Source organism: Ilumatobacter sp., assembly GCF_039969435.1.
Lineage (GTDB): Bacteria > Actinomycetota > Acidimicrobiia > Acidimicrobiales > Ilumatobacteraceae > Ilumatobacter_A.
Map to the genome: position 1 here is coordinate 308,587 of NZ_JBDVNU010000036.1, position 13,954 is coordinate 322,540.

The following is a 13,954-nucleotide window of genomic DNA, read 5'->3' on the forward strand; positions in this document are numbered from 1 at the left end:
CATGCCCGAGGGACTCGAAGCGGAGATCTGGCGCCGCGCCGCGAGCGTGCTCGTCGGACGGCGCATCACCGATGTCTGGTGCGACCCTCGCATCTCGCCATTCGGTCTCGAAGAGATGTTGAGAGGCGCGCGGATCGACGGCGTCGACCGGATCGGCAAGGTCGTCCGTGTCGTCACCGATCGTCCGGCTCTCGACGGCGGAGTCCCGGGTGCTGGGTCGTCGGGTGGGGGCGCACTGGGTCTGCACTTCGGCATGACGGGTCGCCTCGAGATCGACGGCATCGCTCCGATCCCGCGGCTGGAGTACGCGTCCGGGGCGGACCGCCCCGAGTGGGATCGGCTCCGGGTGTCCACGCAACCGTCCTCGATGCTCGACGGCAATGCGGTTCCCGCTCTTCGGATGAACGATCCGCGACGTCTCGGTCGGCTGTCGTTCGACGAGCCGATCACGGTCGGACCGGATGCGCTCGGCCTGACGGCGAGGCAACTCCGGCTCGCTCTCGACGGGCGGACCGCGAGGATCAAGACGCTGTTGCTCGACCAGTCGGTCGTCGCCGGTCTGGGCAACCTGTGCGCCGACGAAGTGCTGTTCACCGCCGGAATCGCTCCGCACCGACGGGCGGACGAACTGGCCCGGAGCGAGGTCACGGCCCTCGCCCGGGCGTGCCGGCACCGGTTGAGGTCGATGCTGGCGGCGGGCGGATCGACCCACGGCGTGCTCTCGCCGGCACTGCGCGTCGGTCCGGGGACGTGCCCACGAGACGGGACGCCACTGGCTCGGACCACACTCGGCGGTCGCACCGCCGTGTGGTGCCCCGATCACCAGTCGTGAGTCGTTCCGGGAAGCGATCGTGGCGATCCTCTGGCAGACTCTCGCCCCAGTGCTGGTCGCATCGATGTCTTCAACAGCTCCTCGAAGTACATCGGTGATCACGGTCGCGGCGGACGTCGGTGACCCCTCGGCCACACGCACCGTGTACCTGACCGTGGTGGTCCTGGCAGCGCTGGGCGTGCTGCTGGCGGGCTTGGCGGTCTGGGTGCTGCGCCGCACCAAGCCCGAGCCCGAACTGCTCTCGCCGTTGGAGACCATGGACACCCGCAGTTGGCGCAAGCTCGACCCGGCGGCTCAGCGGCGCCTGCTCGACGAGGCACGACCTCCCGGGGCGTCGCCGCTGCGGCGCGAGGCATCGGAGCCAGCGGTCGACACGTCGTTCGCCACCGTGGCTCCCGTGGCGTCGTTCGACGACCTGTCCGAGGACCTCGCGCACGCCGACGATCCCGCGGATCCGGCCGACGACCAGGCCGATTCCCGCGGCGCCGCCGGCGTCGACGACGAGATCGACCCAGAGCGGCTCGACGAGCCCGAGGTCCGAGGGAACGCCTCCGGGCAGGGTCCGACACCGGAGGACGAGCCCGAGCCCGGCGGCGCCGAGGACGACGAGACCGAGGAGACGGCGCGGGTCGCCGTTCCCGCCGACGGCGATACCGATGACCACGACGATGCCGACGGTGACGGAACGTCCGGAGCCGACGGCGATGACGACGCCGATCACGAGGTCGACGATGCTGTTTCGATCGACCCGCTGCTCACGTCGCAGGACCGATCGTCCGACGTGACGAACTGATCGCCGCTCCTCGACGGCCACGCCACCGCCATCGACTGGCCCGACGGAGTCGCGATCGCTACGCTCCACCGCGTGGCCGAACTCGACATCGACGCAATGCTCCAACGTTTCCGTGATCGCGCTGCGGCGGTGAAGAAGCGTCCCCTCCCACCGGTGGAGGGCGAAGGACGCAAGGCCTTCATGGAGCAACAGCAGAACGACTACATGGACTATGCCATCATCGCCGACGCCGACATCGAGCTCGTCGACGGTGTGCTCACCCTGCGGATCGACCTGCGTCCCACGGGCGACTGACGCCGTCGGAGCGGTTGGGGCCCGCATGGTTCTCGAGCGATTGCAGGCGGAACACACGACGAGGTTGTCGGCTCCGCATCGGGCGGTATCATCAGGTCTCCTCGCGGATGTGGCTCAGTTGGTAGAGCGTCACCTTGCCAAGGTGAAGGTCGCCGGTTCGATCCCGGTCATCCGCTCCACGAAGGCCCCGGCGCACGCCGGGGCCTTCGTCGTTCTCGCTCCGGTCGACCACGGACGCACTGTCAGAGGTGAGCCATCGTTCGCGGCGTCACCTACAATCGAAGTCTCGCCGTCACGTCGCCCGTCGGGCGCATGAAAGGATCACGCATGGCCGCAAATTCGGTACTCACCCACCGCAATGTGGGCGTGTTGACCGTCGCGGCCGTCGCAGCACCCGAGATCGTCACCTCAGCGTGGATCGACCAGCAGCTGGCCGAGACCTACGCTCGCAACGGGTTGAGCCGCAACATCCTCGCCGACCTCGCCGGCATCGAGGCCCGCCGGTGGTGGCCCGAAGGCGTCACGTTCGAACAGGCTGCAGCGCACGCCGGCCGCAAGGCGTTGGACGAGTCGGGGATCGATCCCGAGGGTGTCGGGATGCTCATCTCCACGTCGGTGTGCAAGCATCACCTGGAACCGTCCGTCGCGTGCGTCGTCCACCACGAGCTGAGCCTGCCCACCAGTTGCCTCAACTTCGATGTCAGCAACGCCTGTCTCGGGTTCATCAACGGCATGCAGATCGCCGCAGCGGCGATCGACGCCGGCTCCATCGACTACGCCCTCGTGGTCGACGGCGAAGGCAGCCGGCACACCCAGCAGGCCACGATCGCGCGACTGCAACAGCCGGGAGCCACCTCCGCCGACGTGTTCGACGAGTTCGCGTCGCTGACGCTCGGTTCCGGTGCCGCCGCCGCCGTGCTGTGCCGCATGGACAAGCATCCCGAGGCGCACCGCCTGATCGGAGGCATCGCTCGGGGAGGAACCCAGCACAACGCGTTGTGCGTCGGCGACCTCGACCAGATGCGCACCGACTCACACGGGCTGATGCTCGCCGGGCTCGACCTCGCCGAAGCGGCGTGGAAGCACAGTGGCCACGACTTCGACTGGGAAGTCGGCATGGACCACTACATCGTCCATCAGGTGAGTCAGCGCCACACCGACCTGCTCTGCGAACGACTCGGCATCGACCCCGACCGGTGCCCGCGCACGTTCCCGCACTACGGCAACGTCGGGCCCGCTGCGATTCCGATCACGCTCGCCGAACACCAGGACCGGATCGCACCGGGCGAACGGGTGCTCTGCATGGGGATCGGTTCGGGCCTCAACACGAGCTTCACCGAAATCGTCTGGTGAGTCAGGCTCCCGACCGACCGGACGGGGCGACGTGGCGAGGATGGGGAATCGACCCCTCGTGGTCGCGGATGCTCGACGTCCCCAGCCACGACGGCACCACGCACCGATGGCACGTGCTCGACACCGGCGAGGTCGAGGGCACGGCGCCGACCGCCACGATCGTGTGCGTTCACGGCAACCCCACCTGGGGATACGCCTGGAAGTCCTTCCTCGCCGAGTTCTCGGGCCGCCACCGGGTGATCGCGGTCGACCAGCTCGGCATGGGGTACAGCGACCGTGTCGGACTCCGCCGGTACGCCGACCGTGTGGCCGACCTCGGCGACGTGGTGGACTCGCTCGAGGTCGCCACCGATTCGCCGCTCGTCCTCGCTGCGCACGACTGGGGTGGCGCGGTGGCGATGGGTTGGGCGGTGGACCACGCCGACCGGGTGTCCGCGATGGTCCTGTGCAACACCGGCATCGGCGTCCCCGAGGGACGCGGAGCGCCACGCATCATCCGCCTCGCGGCGTCACGCGCGCTGCGCGACCTCGTGTGTCGCCGCACGAACGCTTTCGTCGAAGGCACCGTGCGGCTGTCGGGGTCGCGGATCACCGCGACCGATCGACGTGCGTTCCGCGCCCCGTACCGACGCGCCGAGCACCGTGGAGCGATCGCTGACTTCGTGGGCGACATCCCGCTGGCCTCGACCGTTCCTCCCCACCCGAGCGAGGCGGCACTGCGACGTGTGTCCGATCTCCTCCCGACGATCGAGGCACCGGTGCTCCTCGCGTGGGGCGCCAAGGACATCGTGTTCGACGACGACTTCGCCGACGATCTCGCCAGACGGCTCCCGAACTCCTCGCTCCAGCGCTTCCCCGACGCCAATCATCTCGTCATGGCCGAGGCCGACGTGGCCGGAGCCGTCGACACCTGGCTCGACGATCTTCTCGGCGGGCAGGTCGAGGAACGACCCGTAGCGGACGCTCCCGCCACCTCGGTGTTCGCCGGGATCGAACGACGTCGCGACGAGCACGATCTGATCGCCGTCGCTGATCTGGCCGCTCGCGACACGATCGACTTCGCCACGTTCGCGCGCCGGGTCGACGGGGTCGCGGCGTCGTTGATCGAGCGGGGCCTGCGAACCGGCGACCGCGTCGCCATGCTCACGCCTCCCGGCATCGACCTGCTCGTGGCCGTGTACGGAGTGTGGCGAGCCGGCGGCGTCACCGTCGTGGCCGACCGCGGACTCGGGCTCTCGGGCCTCGGTGGGGCGGTGAAGTCCGCGCAGCCCGCCTGGACCATCGGACCCCGGCAGGCAGCGCTGGCGAGTTCGATCCTCCGGTGGGCGCCTCGGGGCGTCCACGTCGACGTCGGCGAACTGATGGGCGACGCCGGTGCACCGACCTCACGACCATCGCTTCCGCCTCCACCGGACGCGTCGTGCGAGGCCGCCGTGCTGTTCACGTCGGGGGCGACCGGTCCGGCCAAGGGCGTTCGGTACACGCACGCGCAACTGGCTGCGCAGCGCGACGCACTGGCGTCCACGTATGCGATCACCGACGACGACCGACTGGTCGCCGCCTTCGCTCCGTTCGCGCTCTACGGCCCGTCGCTCGGAGTTCCGACGGCACTGACCGACTGCGACGTCACGTCGCCGGGTGACCTCACCGTCGATGCGCTCGACGAGGCGTGCCGCAGCGTCGGCGCCACGATGGCCTTCGGTTCGCCTGCGGCACTGGCGAACGTGGTCGAGACCGCTCGTTCGTCGACGACTGCGTCCGCCTCCACGTCGTGGTCCGGGATCGCCGGGCTGCGTCTCGTGTTCAGTGCGGGGGCACCCGTGCCGGTCGAGATCCTCCGCTCGATGGCGCGCCTCGCCCCGGCCGCCGACATCCACACGCCCTACGGCATGACGGAGGCGCTGCCGGTTGCGGACATCACGCTGACCGGGATCGGGGCCGCCGAGGCCGATGCTGCGGGTCGGGGGTCGGGTGTTCCCGGAGTGTGCGTCGGTCGCCCGGTCCGAGGTTCCGACGTCCGTGTCGCCGCACTGGGTTTCGACGCGATCGCCGGGGTTCCAATCCCGTTGGACCCCGGGCAGACCGGCGAGATCCTCGTCCGGGCTCCGTGGGTGAGCGAGGGCTATCTCGGGCGGTGGCAGGCGCAACGCCTCGCACGGCCCGGCGCCGGGTGGCACCGCACCGGTGACGTCGGGCGACTCGACGCCTCGGGCCGGCTGTGGATCGAGGGCAGGAGCGTCCACGTCATCGACACCGTCGACGGCCCCGTCACCCCGGTACCGGTCGAACGTGCCGTGGAGCGGTCACTGGCGGGTGACGGACTGGTGACCGTGGGCCGGGTCGCCGCAGTGGGTGTCGGACCCGCCGGATGTCAGCAGATCGTCGTGGTCGTCGAGGCGTCGGTCCCGCCCGGACTCGCCCCGAGCGGTCTGACGCGTGCCGTGCGCGAGGCGGTGGGTCGTCCCGTTGCTGCGGTCCTGCGCACCACCACGATGCCCGTGGACATCCGACACAACGCCAAGATCGATCGTGCCGAGGTCGCCGCCTGGGCCTCTGCCGTCCTCGCCGGCGAGGCGCCGAGACGCCGCCTGGTCGATCGGGTTCGTCGCGTCGGGCGGAACTAGGCCCACCGTGCGCGTCTTCGTCACAGGTGCCTCGAGTCTGATCGGGGCCGGGGTCGTTCAACGACTGGTGACGCGTGGTGATCGAGTCGCCACCCTCCAGCGCCGTCGTGCGCCCGGCCTTCCCGACGTGGTCGAGCAACATCTCGGTGACGTCGCCGACGCAGACGTCGTCCAGCGTGCGATCGAGGGATGCGACGGGATGATCCACCTGGCGGCCAAGGTCGGCGTGGTGGGCGATCGGTCCGACTACGCGTCCACCAATGTCGAGGGCACCCGGAACGTGCTCGACGCCGCACGACGCCACGGGGTGCAGCGGGTCGTGCACGTGTCGTCGCCGTCGGTCGCTCACGACGGAACGCCGATCATCGGTGGGGGAGCCGACACCGCTCTGAGGCAGCACGGTTCGGCGTGGTACCCGGAGACCAAGGCGATCGCGGAAGAGCTCGCTCTCGACGCCAACGACGGCCACACGGCGGTGACGGTGATCCGACCACACCTCGTCTGGGGTCCGGGTGACACACAACTCGTCGGGCGGATCGTCGAACGCGCCGCCCAGGGACGCCTGGCACTGGTCGGCGGCGGTGCCGCGCTGGTCGACACGACCTACATCGACAACGCGACCTCGGTACTCGTGGCGGCCATCGACGCCGTCGGGCCGGGGGAGCGGTGCGCCGGGCGCGCATACGTCGTGTCGAACGGAGAACCGCGACCGATCCGCGAACTCGTCGAGGGCATCTGCCTCGCCGCCGGTGTGCCGTTCGCACCTCGTGACGTCCCACTCGCCGCCGCTCGTCGGATCGGGTCCGTGATCGACCGAGCGTGGCCGCGCCTCGGGCGAACCGACGAACCACCGTTGACCCGCTTCCTGGCAGACCAGCTGGGGACGGCGCACTGGTTCGATCCTCGGCCGGTCCGTGACGATCTCGGCTGGGCACCCGAGGTGTCGATCGACGACGGGCTGGCCGAGCTCGCTTCGTGGTTCGATCGGAGCGGCCGCAGGGGGAGTGACTCCCGCTAGAGTCAGGCGTCCTGGCGACGTGGCCGAGTGGTTTAGGCAACGGCCTGCAAAGCCGTCTACCCGAGTTCGATTCTCGGCGTCGCCTCCAACCCCTGAGCAGGGAACATCCCTGCTCAGGGGTTCTTTTCGTTCTGTCAACGTTCGCCGCTGGTGCATCGGCGGTCACCGGTGGAAATCGGGGAGGCGTCGTCAGTCACCGTTGTGCGTCGTCGGGTCGAGCGACGACTCGCCCAGGACGTTCGCGAACTCCGGCCAGTCGCTCAGGCCGTCGAGGGCGGCGATCGTGGAACGCATCGCCTCGGGCGGGATGGGCCGGGAGATCAGGAAACCCTGCGCCTTCGCACAGCCGAACTGTCTCAGCATCCTGAGCTGGACGACGTTCTCGACGCCTTCCGCGACGATGTCCACGCCCATCGAGGCGCCGAGGCCGACGACGGTGCGAACGAGGGTCCGATCGTTCTCGCTCTCGGCGAGCGCACCGACGAATGCCTGGTCGATCTTGATGCGCTGGATCGGAAGGCGCTGCAGCAGCGCCAGCGACGAATAGCCGGTGCCGAAGTCGTCGAGCGCGATCCGGACACCCGTCGCCTGGATCTGTTCGAGCACGACCCGTGCCAGTTCGGCGTTGGCCGCCATGACGCTCTCGGTCACCTCGAGCCAAAGCAGGCGCGCCGGCATCCCGGAGCGTCGCAGTGCCTCGCGCACCACGGATCCGAACTGGTGATCCGCCAGCTGGCGAGGCGACACGTTGACCGACATCGTCGTGTCCGGTGAGACGACCCCGTCGTCGATCCAGCCTCTCAGTTGCGTCAGGGCCTCGAGGATCGCCCACGCCCCGATCTCCTCGATCTGCCCCGTCTCCTCGGCGACCCCGATGAAGTCGATCGGCTGGACCATCGCGCCGTCGGGTCGCCGCCATCGGATCAGTGCCTCGAGCCCACTGACGCTGCCGTCCGCCACGTTGATGATCGGCTGGTGGAACAGGTGCATCTCGCGCCGGTCGATCGCGCCGCGCAGGGCGTGCTCGATCTCCAGGCGTTCGGTCACCCGCTCCGACATCGATGCATCGAACGCGACGATCCGGTCACGCCCCGTCGCCTTGGATCGATAGAGGGCGATGTCGGCGCGCCTGAACAGTTCGGCTGCGTCGGTCGGTTGGCCTGCGGCCATCGTCGACACCCCGCAACTCGCCGTGACGACCAGGTCACCGCCGCATGTCTCGAAGGCCTCGCGGAAGATCGAGAACAGGGCGCTCGCATGTTGCATCGCCTGGATCTCGTCGGTCGGCGTGGGGTCGAACACGAGGAACTCGTCGCCGGACGGCCTCGAGGCCGTGGCCCCGATCGAGGTCGCGGCGGCATCGAGTCGGCACGCGATGTGGACGAGGAGATCGTCGCCGACGTCGTGACCGAGCGAGTCGTTGATGTTCTTGAAGCGGTCGAGGTCGAACAGGTACAGCGACGGGCGGTGCCCGCTCTCCCAGAGATCGTCGATCGAGTCCGCGGCCGTCTCGAGCAGCGACCGCTTGTTGGGCAGGTCGGTCAACTCGTCGGTGCGGGCGGCGCGGGCCAAGTGCTCCTGTGCGCGCACCTGGGCACGAGTGGCCGTGTACAGACGGACCCCGACGAGACCCATGATCACGAACGCCGACGCGGTCCGCACGATCCGATCGACCGGCGTCGCCGCGGTGATCAGAGTCAGCAGACCGAGCGGGATGATCTGGGACACGACGACAGCCGAGAGTCGACCCGGAAGGGTGACTCGGCGGCTGTGCGGACGGTGACCCATCAGCGTGGGGGCGGTGGGATGAACGAGCCCTGCAGCGCACGACGCCACCGAGAAGATGTAGAGGACGTCGGCTGCCGTGTACGACCACGCGCCGAGGTCGCGGGCGTCGTCGAGGGCGTAGAGGACGTCGCCGACGACGTTGCACATCAGTCCGACCGAGATCGCCACCGTCGCAGGCCGTGGGCGCCCCCCTCCGAAGAGGATCACCGCGGCCAACACGATCAACGGCATCGCCGTCGGCAGGTACATGCCGTTCAGCACGACCGACACGACCGTGCGATCGGCACGCTCGATCAACGGCTGGACCAGCAGGATCCACGACACGAGCCAGGCGCCTGAACCGATGATCAGTCCGTCGAGGAGGTCACCGAGGGTGAGTCCCCCGCTGCGACGACGCACGAGGTAGGCCGCGAGTCCGATGATCACCAGCGTGGCGAGCAGGTCGATCGAGTCGGCGACGTCCTGCGCGGACGACCCGCTGATGGCATCGGCCGCGAGGGCTTCGAGCACGTAGGACGACCCGACGATGGCGAGCCCGACGGAGAACAGGCGTGGAAAGCCGTGGATCCGCCGCGCCACGAAGCCGGCCGGGACCACCGAGAGCATCATCGCCGCAGCGATCGACGTGCGTTCGGCCGGGCCGGAGAGGAGGAACAGCACCGACATGACGACGGCCGCGACGAGATACAGGCGAGCCATCACCGTCAGTCGTCGTCGACCCAGATCCATCGAACTCGCTTCCCGATTCCTCGTCTCCGTGTGACGCCGAGGCCTCGGCGCCGTTCGGTGAGTCGCAACCACGAACGGTGGCGACACCTGGGCTTTCGGCAGGACGCTGCGAGTACTGAAGTGATTTCGAGCGGCTCTCATCGTTACGATCCGGAACGAGATGTCGAACTCCACCACGACCACCGTCGTCGTTCCCGGAACCCACCTGATGACCGCACTGCTCGGCCAGCAGGATCAGTACCTCCGTCGGATCGAGCGTGAGTTCCCCCAGTTGCTCATCACCGTGCGTGGCAACGAGGTCCGTCTCGAAGGCGAGGACACGATCGGCGTCGCGAACGCCGCACGATTGTTCGAGAGCGTCGTCACACTGCTGCAGACCGGCCAGACCCTCGACGAGTCGACACTGGAGCGGATCTTCGCCATGGTGCGCGCCGACGAGAACCCGTCGGAGATCCTCGGTCACAACATCCTCAAGGGCGCCAAGGGCCGCCAGATCAAACCGAAGACCGGCGGCCAGAAGCGGTACGTCGATGCGATCTCCAACAACGTCATCACCTTCGGCATCGGTCCGGCCGGCACCGGCAAGTCGTGGCTCGCCGTCGCCATGGCGGTGCGCGCGCTCCAGGCCAAGCAGGTGCAGCGGATCATCCTCACCCGGCCGGCCGTCGAGGCGGGGGAGCGGCTCGGTTTCCTTCCGGGCGACCTGATGGCCAAGATCGATCCCTACCTTCGCCCGCTCTACGACGCGCTCTACGACATGCTCGACCTCGAGGTGGTGACCCGGATGACCGAGAAGCAGGTCATCGAAATCGCACCGCTCGCGTTCATGCGCGGCCGGACGTTGAACAACAGCTTCATCATCCTCGACGAGGCCCAGAACACGACGCCCGAGCAGATGAAGATGTTCCTCACGCGCATCGGCTTCGGTTCCCGGGTCGTCGTCACGGGCGACGCCACGCAGGTCGACGTCCCGAACGGCAAGAGTGGATTGGCGGGACTGGAGCGCACGCTCGCCGGCATCGACGACCTCGCGTTCGTCCACCTGCACGGCTCCGACGTCGTGCGCCACAAGATCGTCGCCGACATCGTCGCCGCCTACGAACAGCAGAGCGAAGCGGCCTCACGTCCGTGAGCACCGAGTCCGGGGTGCCGGTCGTCGCAGACGACGTCCGGTCGCTCGACGCGAAGGAATCGGTGCCGGTCGACCTGGAGCGCTGGTCGCTGCTCGCTTCGAGGTCGGCGGAGTCCGAAGGCGGTGTCGGTGAACTCACGTTGACCTTCGTCGACGAGGCCGAGATCGCCGAACTGAACGCCGAACACATGGGAAAGACGGGCCCGACCGATGTGCTCTCGTTCCCGATGGACGACGACTGGGTTCCCGGCGTGCCGACCCTGCTCGGTGACATCGTCATCTGTCCCGAAGTGGCCGCGACCCAGTTCACCGACCATGCGGGCACCTTCGACGACGAGATCGGACTGCTCGTCGTGCACGGCGTGTTGCACGTGCTCGGCCACGACCACGCCGATCCCGCCGAGGCGACCCTGATGCGCGGACGCGAACTCGCGCTGCTGCGCGCCCACCACTGGCACGGCCACGAACCCGCGGGATTCCGCCAGACGCACGACTGACCGAGTCGGCCCGATTCCCGCCAGCGAGCCATCCGCACGTACTGTCCCTGCGATGCAGATCTCTCTGAACGGCAAGGTCGCCCTGGTCACCGGCGCATCACGGGGCATCGGCAAGGCGATGGCCGCGACGATGGCGGCATCGGGCGCGAAGGTGATGCTGAACAGTCGCAAGCAGGACTCGCTCGACGCGGCGGCTGAGGAGATCCGCGCCGGCCTCCCCGACGGCTGTGAGGGCGAGGTCGACGTCTTCGCTGCCAACGCGGGCGACGACGACGCCGGTGAGCGAGCGGTACGCGCCACCATCGAGCGCTTCGGTGCGCTCGACATCCTCGTCAACAACGCCGCCACGAACCCGTACTTCGGCGCGACCATGGAGGTCGACAAGCCGCGTTACGACAAGACCTTCCAGGTGAACCTCGATGCGCCGATCTTCTGGAGCCAGGCGGCCTGGACCCATGCGTTCGCGGAGCGTCCCGGTGTGATCCTCAACGTGGCCTCGGTCGGAGGGCTCCGCGCCGAGTTCGGCCTCGGCGTCTACAACCTCACCAAGGCAGCGCTGATCCACACCACGCGTCAGTTGGCCTCCGAGATCGGCCCGACACGGGTGGTCGGCATCGCACCCGGTCTCGTGAAGACCGACTTCGCCGCCCACCTCGTCGACAACTTCGGCGACACGCTGGCGGCACGTCTGCCGACGAAGCGTCTCGGTGAGCCGCAGGACATCGCCAATCTGGCCACCTTCCTCGTCAGCGACGCCGCGAGTTGGATCACCGGCGAGACCTACGTCGTCGACGGGGGCGCCGGGGTGGCCGGCTCGGCCTGACGCGCGGCTCCCTGCGTTCGCACAGGGGACCCGATCACGTCGGGCGCGCAGCTCGGATCGGTTTGCCGAGTGCGGTGCGAGGAATCCGCTCCACGAGCGTGAGCCGCTTGGGAGCCATGAACGACGGGGCCGACCGCTTGACGTGGACCCGGAGTTCGTCGAGCGAGGGCGGCGGTCCGGCGGGCACGACCAGCACCTCGACGACGTGGCCCCATTCGGGGTCGGGTGCACCACGAACCAGCACGTCGCCCACGGCGGGATGGGTGAGGAGCAGTCGCTCGACCGCGTCGGGCCAGACGTTCTCGCCGCCGGTGATGATCAGATCACCACGGCGTCCCTCGACGTGCAGGCGACCGTCGTCGAGCCATCGCCCCAGATCACCGGTGGCGAACCATCCGTCGGCGTCCTTCGGATCGATGCCGCTGCGGTACTGCCGGAGCAGCATCGGGCCTCGGAGACGGATCTCGCCGTCGACGACGCGGACCTCCACGCCGTGGAGTGGCATGCCGTCGTAGACCACGCCGCTCCCCGTCTCGGTCATCCCGTAGGTGGTCACGCAGTTCTCGGGTCGATCGATCGGTGGGCGGCTGCCCCCGAGCACGATCGTCCGGAACCGTGTCGGGTCGATGCGGGTCAGCGCCGTCGAGACGAGTGACACCATCGTCGCTCCGCTGGCCATCGCGGCATCGGCGTCGAATCCCGGGTGCACGGTGAGAGCCGTGCCGGCGTGCACTGCGCGGGTGACCACGGACAGCCCGCCGACGTGTGACAGCGGGAGGCAGGCGAGCCAATGATCGGTCGGCTCGACCGAGAGACGTGCGTTGGTCGCCTCGGCCGACGCAGCCACGGCGTCATGGGTGAGCACGACACCCTTCGGGTCGCCGGTCGATCCGCTCGTCGCGATGACGAGGGCATCACCCGGCTCGACGGGTTCGCCGACCCGCATGACCCTGCACAGATCCGACCTGGCCGCGGCCGGGAGTCGCTGGTCGACCGGGAACGCAGCGTCGCCGGCATCCCAGATCCGGTGCAGTTCGCGGACGAACTCGGGGCCGCCCGGCAGGTCGAGTGCGACCAGGTGCGCCATCAGTCGGCACTCGCTGGTTGGAGTCCGATGGTCATCGGGACCATCATGGCGCAGACATGAACCGTTGGATCATCGGAGCACGTCTCCGCACCCTGCCCGCTGCCGTCGTTCCCGTCGCGCTCGGTGCAGCCTGTGCCGTGAGCGTTCCGCAGGGGTTGGGCTGGTGGTCTGCAGGGTGGGGTGACGACGGGGTCGTCGTCTCGGCCGATTCGATCTCGATCGTGTGGTGGCGGGTGTTCGCCGCACTGATCGTGAGCCTCGCGCTGCAGATCGGGGTGAACTACGCCAACGACTACAGCGACGGCGTCCGTGGCACCGACGACGTGCGCGTCGGCCCGCCGCGTCTCGTGGCCAGCGGCCTCGCTCCGGCCCGCCACGTCAAGTTCGCCGCCTTCGCGGCTTTCGGGGTGGCTGCGTTGTTCGGGCTGGCCGTGGCGCTGTCCACTTCGCCCTGGCTCCTGCTCGTCGGTGTCGCCGCGATCGCCGCCGGGTGGTTCTACACCGGTGGACCCAAGCCGTACGGCTACCTCGGTCTGGGAGAGGCGTTCGTGTTCGTCTTCTTCGGGCTGGTCGCCACGGCCGGAACGACCTACGCGGCGGTCGAGACGATCACGCCGCTCACGATCGTGATCGGGAGTGCCGCGGGCTCCCTTGCCTGCGCACTGCTGGTGATCAACAACCTGCGTGACATCCCCACCGATCGCGAGGTCGGCAAGAAGACGCTCGCGGTGCGCCTGGGCGACGTGCGGACGCGATGGCTGTACGTCGCGCTGATCGTGCTCGCATTCGCGCTCGTGGTCGTCGCGGCCTTCGACCGTCCGCTGGCATCGATCGGACTGCTGGCAGCGCCGCTCGCCGTCATGCCCGGCCGCGCCGTCCTGAAGGGAGCGAACGGGCGGAGCCTGATCGACGTGCTCGGGGCCACCGGAAAGCTGCAGTTGGCGTTCGGTCTCGCGACCACGATCGGCCTTTCGATCGGCTGAG

Annotated in this window: 12 protein-coding genes and 2 tRNA genes; 12 read left to right on the top strand and 2 right to left on the bottom strand. The window is 68.9% G+C overall.

Annotated elements, in window-relative coordinates; translation table 11 throughout:
• Nucleotide 1 precedes the first annotated feature (1 nt).
• The 8 genes from ABJK40_RS18695 to ABJK40_RS18730 all read left to right on the top strand — a co-directional run bounded on the left by ABJK40_RS18695 (nucleotide 2) and on the right by ABJK40_RS18730 (nucleotide 7,002).
• Nucleotides 2-832: a DNA-formamidopyrimidine glycosylase family protein gene (locus tag ABJK40_RS18695; protein WP_348510372.1), complete on the top strand. Its 831-nt coding sequence runs from the start codon at nucleotides 2-4 to the stop codon at nucleotides 830-832.
• Nucleotides 833-926: 94 nt separating this feature from the next.
• Nucleotides 927-1,625 carry a hypothetical protein gene (locus ABJK40_RS18700; protein WP_348480191.1) on the top strand — a complete coding sequence of 233 codons (699 nt, stop codon included), beginning with the start codon at nucleotides 927-929 and terminating at the stop codon, nucleotides 1,623-1,625.
• A gap of 72 nt (nucleotides 1,626-1,697) precedes the next feature.
• A complete protein-coding gene (locus tag ABJK40_RS18705) occupies nucleotides 1,698-1,919 on the top strand; it encodes a hypothetical protein (protein WP_348480193.1) in 222 nt (73 codons plus the stop codon).
• A gap of 103 nt (nucleotides 1,920-2,022) precedes the next feature.
• Nucleotides 2,023-2,098: transfer RNA gene (locus ABJK40_RS18710), tRNA-Gly, on the top strand.
• A 148-nt stretch (nucleotides 2,099-2,246) separates the two neighbouring features.
• Entirely contained in the window at nucleotides 2,247-3,272 is a 1,026-nt protein-coding gene (locus tag ABJK40_RS18715; RefSeq protein ID WP_348480194.1) for a 3-oxoacyl-ACP synthase III, read from the top strand.
• On the top strand, nucleotides 3,269-5,896 hold the full coding sequence (locus tag ABJK40_RS18720; RefSeq protein WP_348480195.1) for an alpha/beta fold hydrolase: 2,628 nt from the start codon (nucleotides 3,269-3,271) through the stop codon (nucleotides 5,894-5,896). The genes ABJK40_RS18715 and ABJK40_RS18720 overlap by 4 nt, the downstream gene beginning before the upstream one ends.
• A gap of 7 nt (nucleotides 5,897-5,903) precedes the next feature.
• The gene (locus ABJK40_RS18725) at nucleotides 5,904-6,914 is read left to right on the top strand and encodes an NAD-dependent epimerase/dehydratase family protein (protein WP_348480196.1); all 1,011 of its coding nucleotides are present in this window, start codon (nucleotides 5,904-5,906) and stop codon (nucleotides 6,912-6,914) included.
• A 13-nt stretch (nucleotides 6,915-6,927) separates the two neighbouring features.
• A tRNA-Cys gene (locus ABJK40_RS18730) sits at nucleotides 6,928-7,002 on the top strand.
• Between the two features lie 101 nt (nucleotides 7,003-7,103).
• On the opposite strand, the gene ABJK40_RS18735 is transcribed toward ABJK40_RS18730, so the two are convergent.
• Nucleotides 7,104-9,431 (bottom strand): bifunctional diguanylate cyclase/phosphodiesterase, encoded by a 2,328-nt coding sequence (locus ABJK40_RS18735; RefSeq protein ID WP_348510373.1) that lies wholly within the window; start codon nucleotides 9,429-9,431, stop codon nucleotides 7,104-7,106.
• Nucleotides 9,432-9,591: 160 nt separating this feature from the next.
• Here ABJK40_RS18735 and ABJK40_RS18740 point away from each other — a divergent pair, with 160 nt between their 5' ends.
• The 3 genes from ABJK40_RS18740 to ABJK40_RS18750 are packed head-to-tail and all read left to right on the top strand — an operon-like array spanning nucleotide 9,592 to nucleotide 11,883.
• Nucleotides 9,592-10,563, top strand: a complete 972-nt coding sequence (locus ABJK40_RS18740) for a PhoH family protein (protein WP_348480198.1) — start codon at nucleotides 9,592-9,594, stop codon at nucleotides 10,561-10,563.
• Nucleotides 10,560-11,060 (top strand): rRNA maturation RNase YbeY, encoded by a 501-nt coding sequence (gene ybeY, locus ABJK40_RS18745; protein ID WP_348480199.1) that lies wholly within the window; start codon nucleotides 10,560-10,562, stop codon nucleotides 11,058-11,060. Before ABJK40_RS18740 ends, ybeY begins: the two co-directional genes overlap by 4 nt.
• Before the next feature lie 52 nt (nucleotides 11,061-11,112).
• The gene (locus ABJK40_RS18750; protein WP_348480200.1) at nucleotides 11,113-11,883 is read left to right on the top strand and encodes an SDR family oxidoreductase; all 771 of its coding nucleotides are present in this window, start codon (nucleotides 11,113-11,115) and stop codon (nucleotides 11,881-11,883) included.
• A 34-nt stretch (nucleotides 11,884-11,917) separates the two neighbouring features.
• Here the strand turns inward: ABJK40_RS18750 and ABJK40_RS18755 are convergent, their stop codons facing one another.
• A complete protein-coding gene (locus tag ABJK40_RS18755) occupies nucleotides 11,918-12,970 on the bottom strand; it encodes an AMP-binding protein (RefSeq protein ID WP_348480202.1) in 1,053 nt (350 codons plus the stop codon).
• A gap of 56 nt (nucleotides 12,971-13,026) precedes the next feature.
• Between ABJK40_RS18755 and ABJK40_RS18760 the strand changes: the two genes are divergently transcribed.
• Nucleotides 13,027-13,953 (top strand): 1,4-dihydroxy-2-naphthoate polyprenyltransferase, encoded by a 927-nt coding sequence (locus tag ABJK40_RS18760; RefSeq protein ID WP_348480203.1) that lies wholly within the window; start codon nucleotides 13,027-13,029, stop codon nucleotides 13,951-13,953.
• Nucleotide 13,954: the final 1 nt, after the last annotated feature.

Coding starts and splice junctions, on each gene's coding strand:
- ABJK40_RS18715 (WP_348480194.1), top strand. CDS start 2,247: ATGGCCGCAAATTCGGTACTCACCCACCGCAATGTGGGCGTGTTGACC.
- ABJK40_RS18740 (WP_348480198.1), top strand. CDS start 9,592: ATGTCGAACTCCACCACGACCACCGTCGTCGTTCCCGGAACCCACCTG.
- ABJK40_RS18760 (WP_348480203.1), top strand. CDS start 13,027: ATGAACCGTTGGATCATCGGAGCACGTCTCCGCACCCTGCCCGCTGCC.
- ABJK40_RS18755 (WP_348480202.1), bottom strand. CDS start 12,970: ATGGCGCACCTGGTCGCACTCGACCTGCCGGGCGGCCCCGAGTTCGTC.
- ABJK40_RS18735 (WP_348510373.1), bottom strand. CDS start 9,431: ATGGATCTGGGTCGACGACGACTGACGGTGATGGCTCGCCTGTATCTC.
- ABJK40_RS18750 (WP_348480200.1), top strand. CDS start 11,113: ATGCAGATCTCTCTGAACGGCAAGGTCGCCCTGGTCACCGGCGCATCA.
- ABJK40_RS18695 (WP_348510372.1), top strand. CDS start 2: ATGCCCGAGGGACTCGAAGCGGAGATCTGGCGCCGCGCCGCGAGCGTG.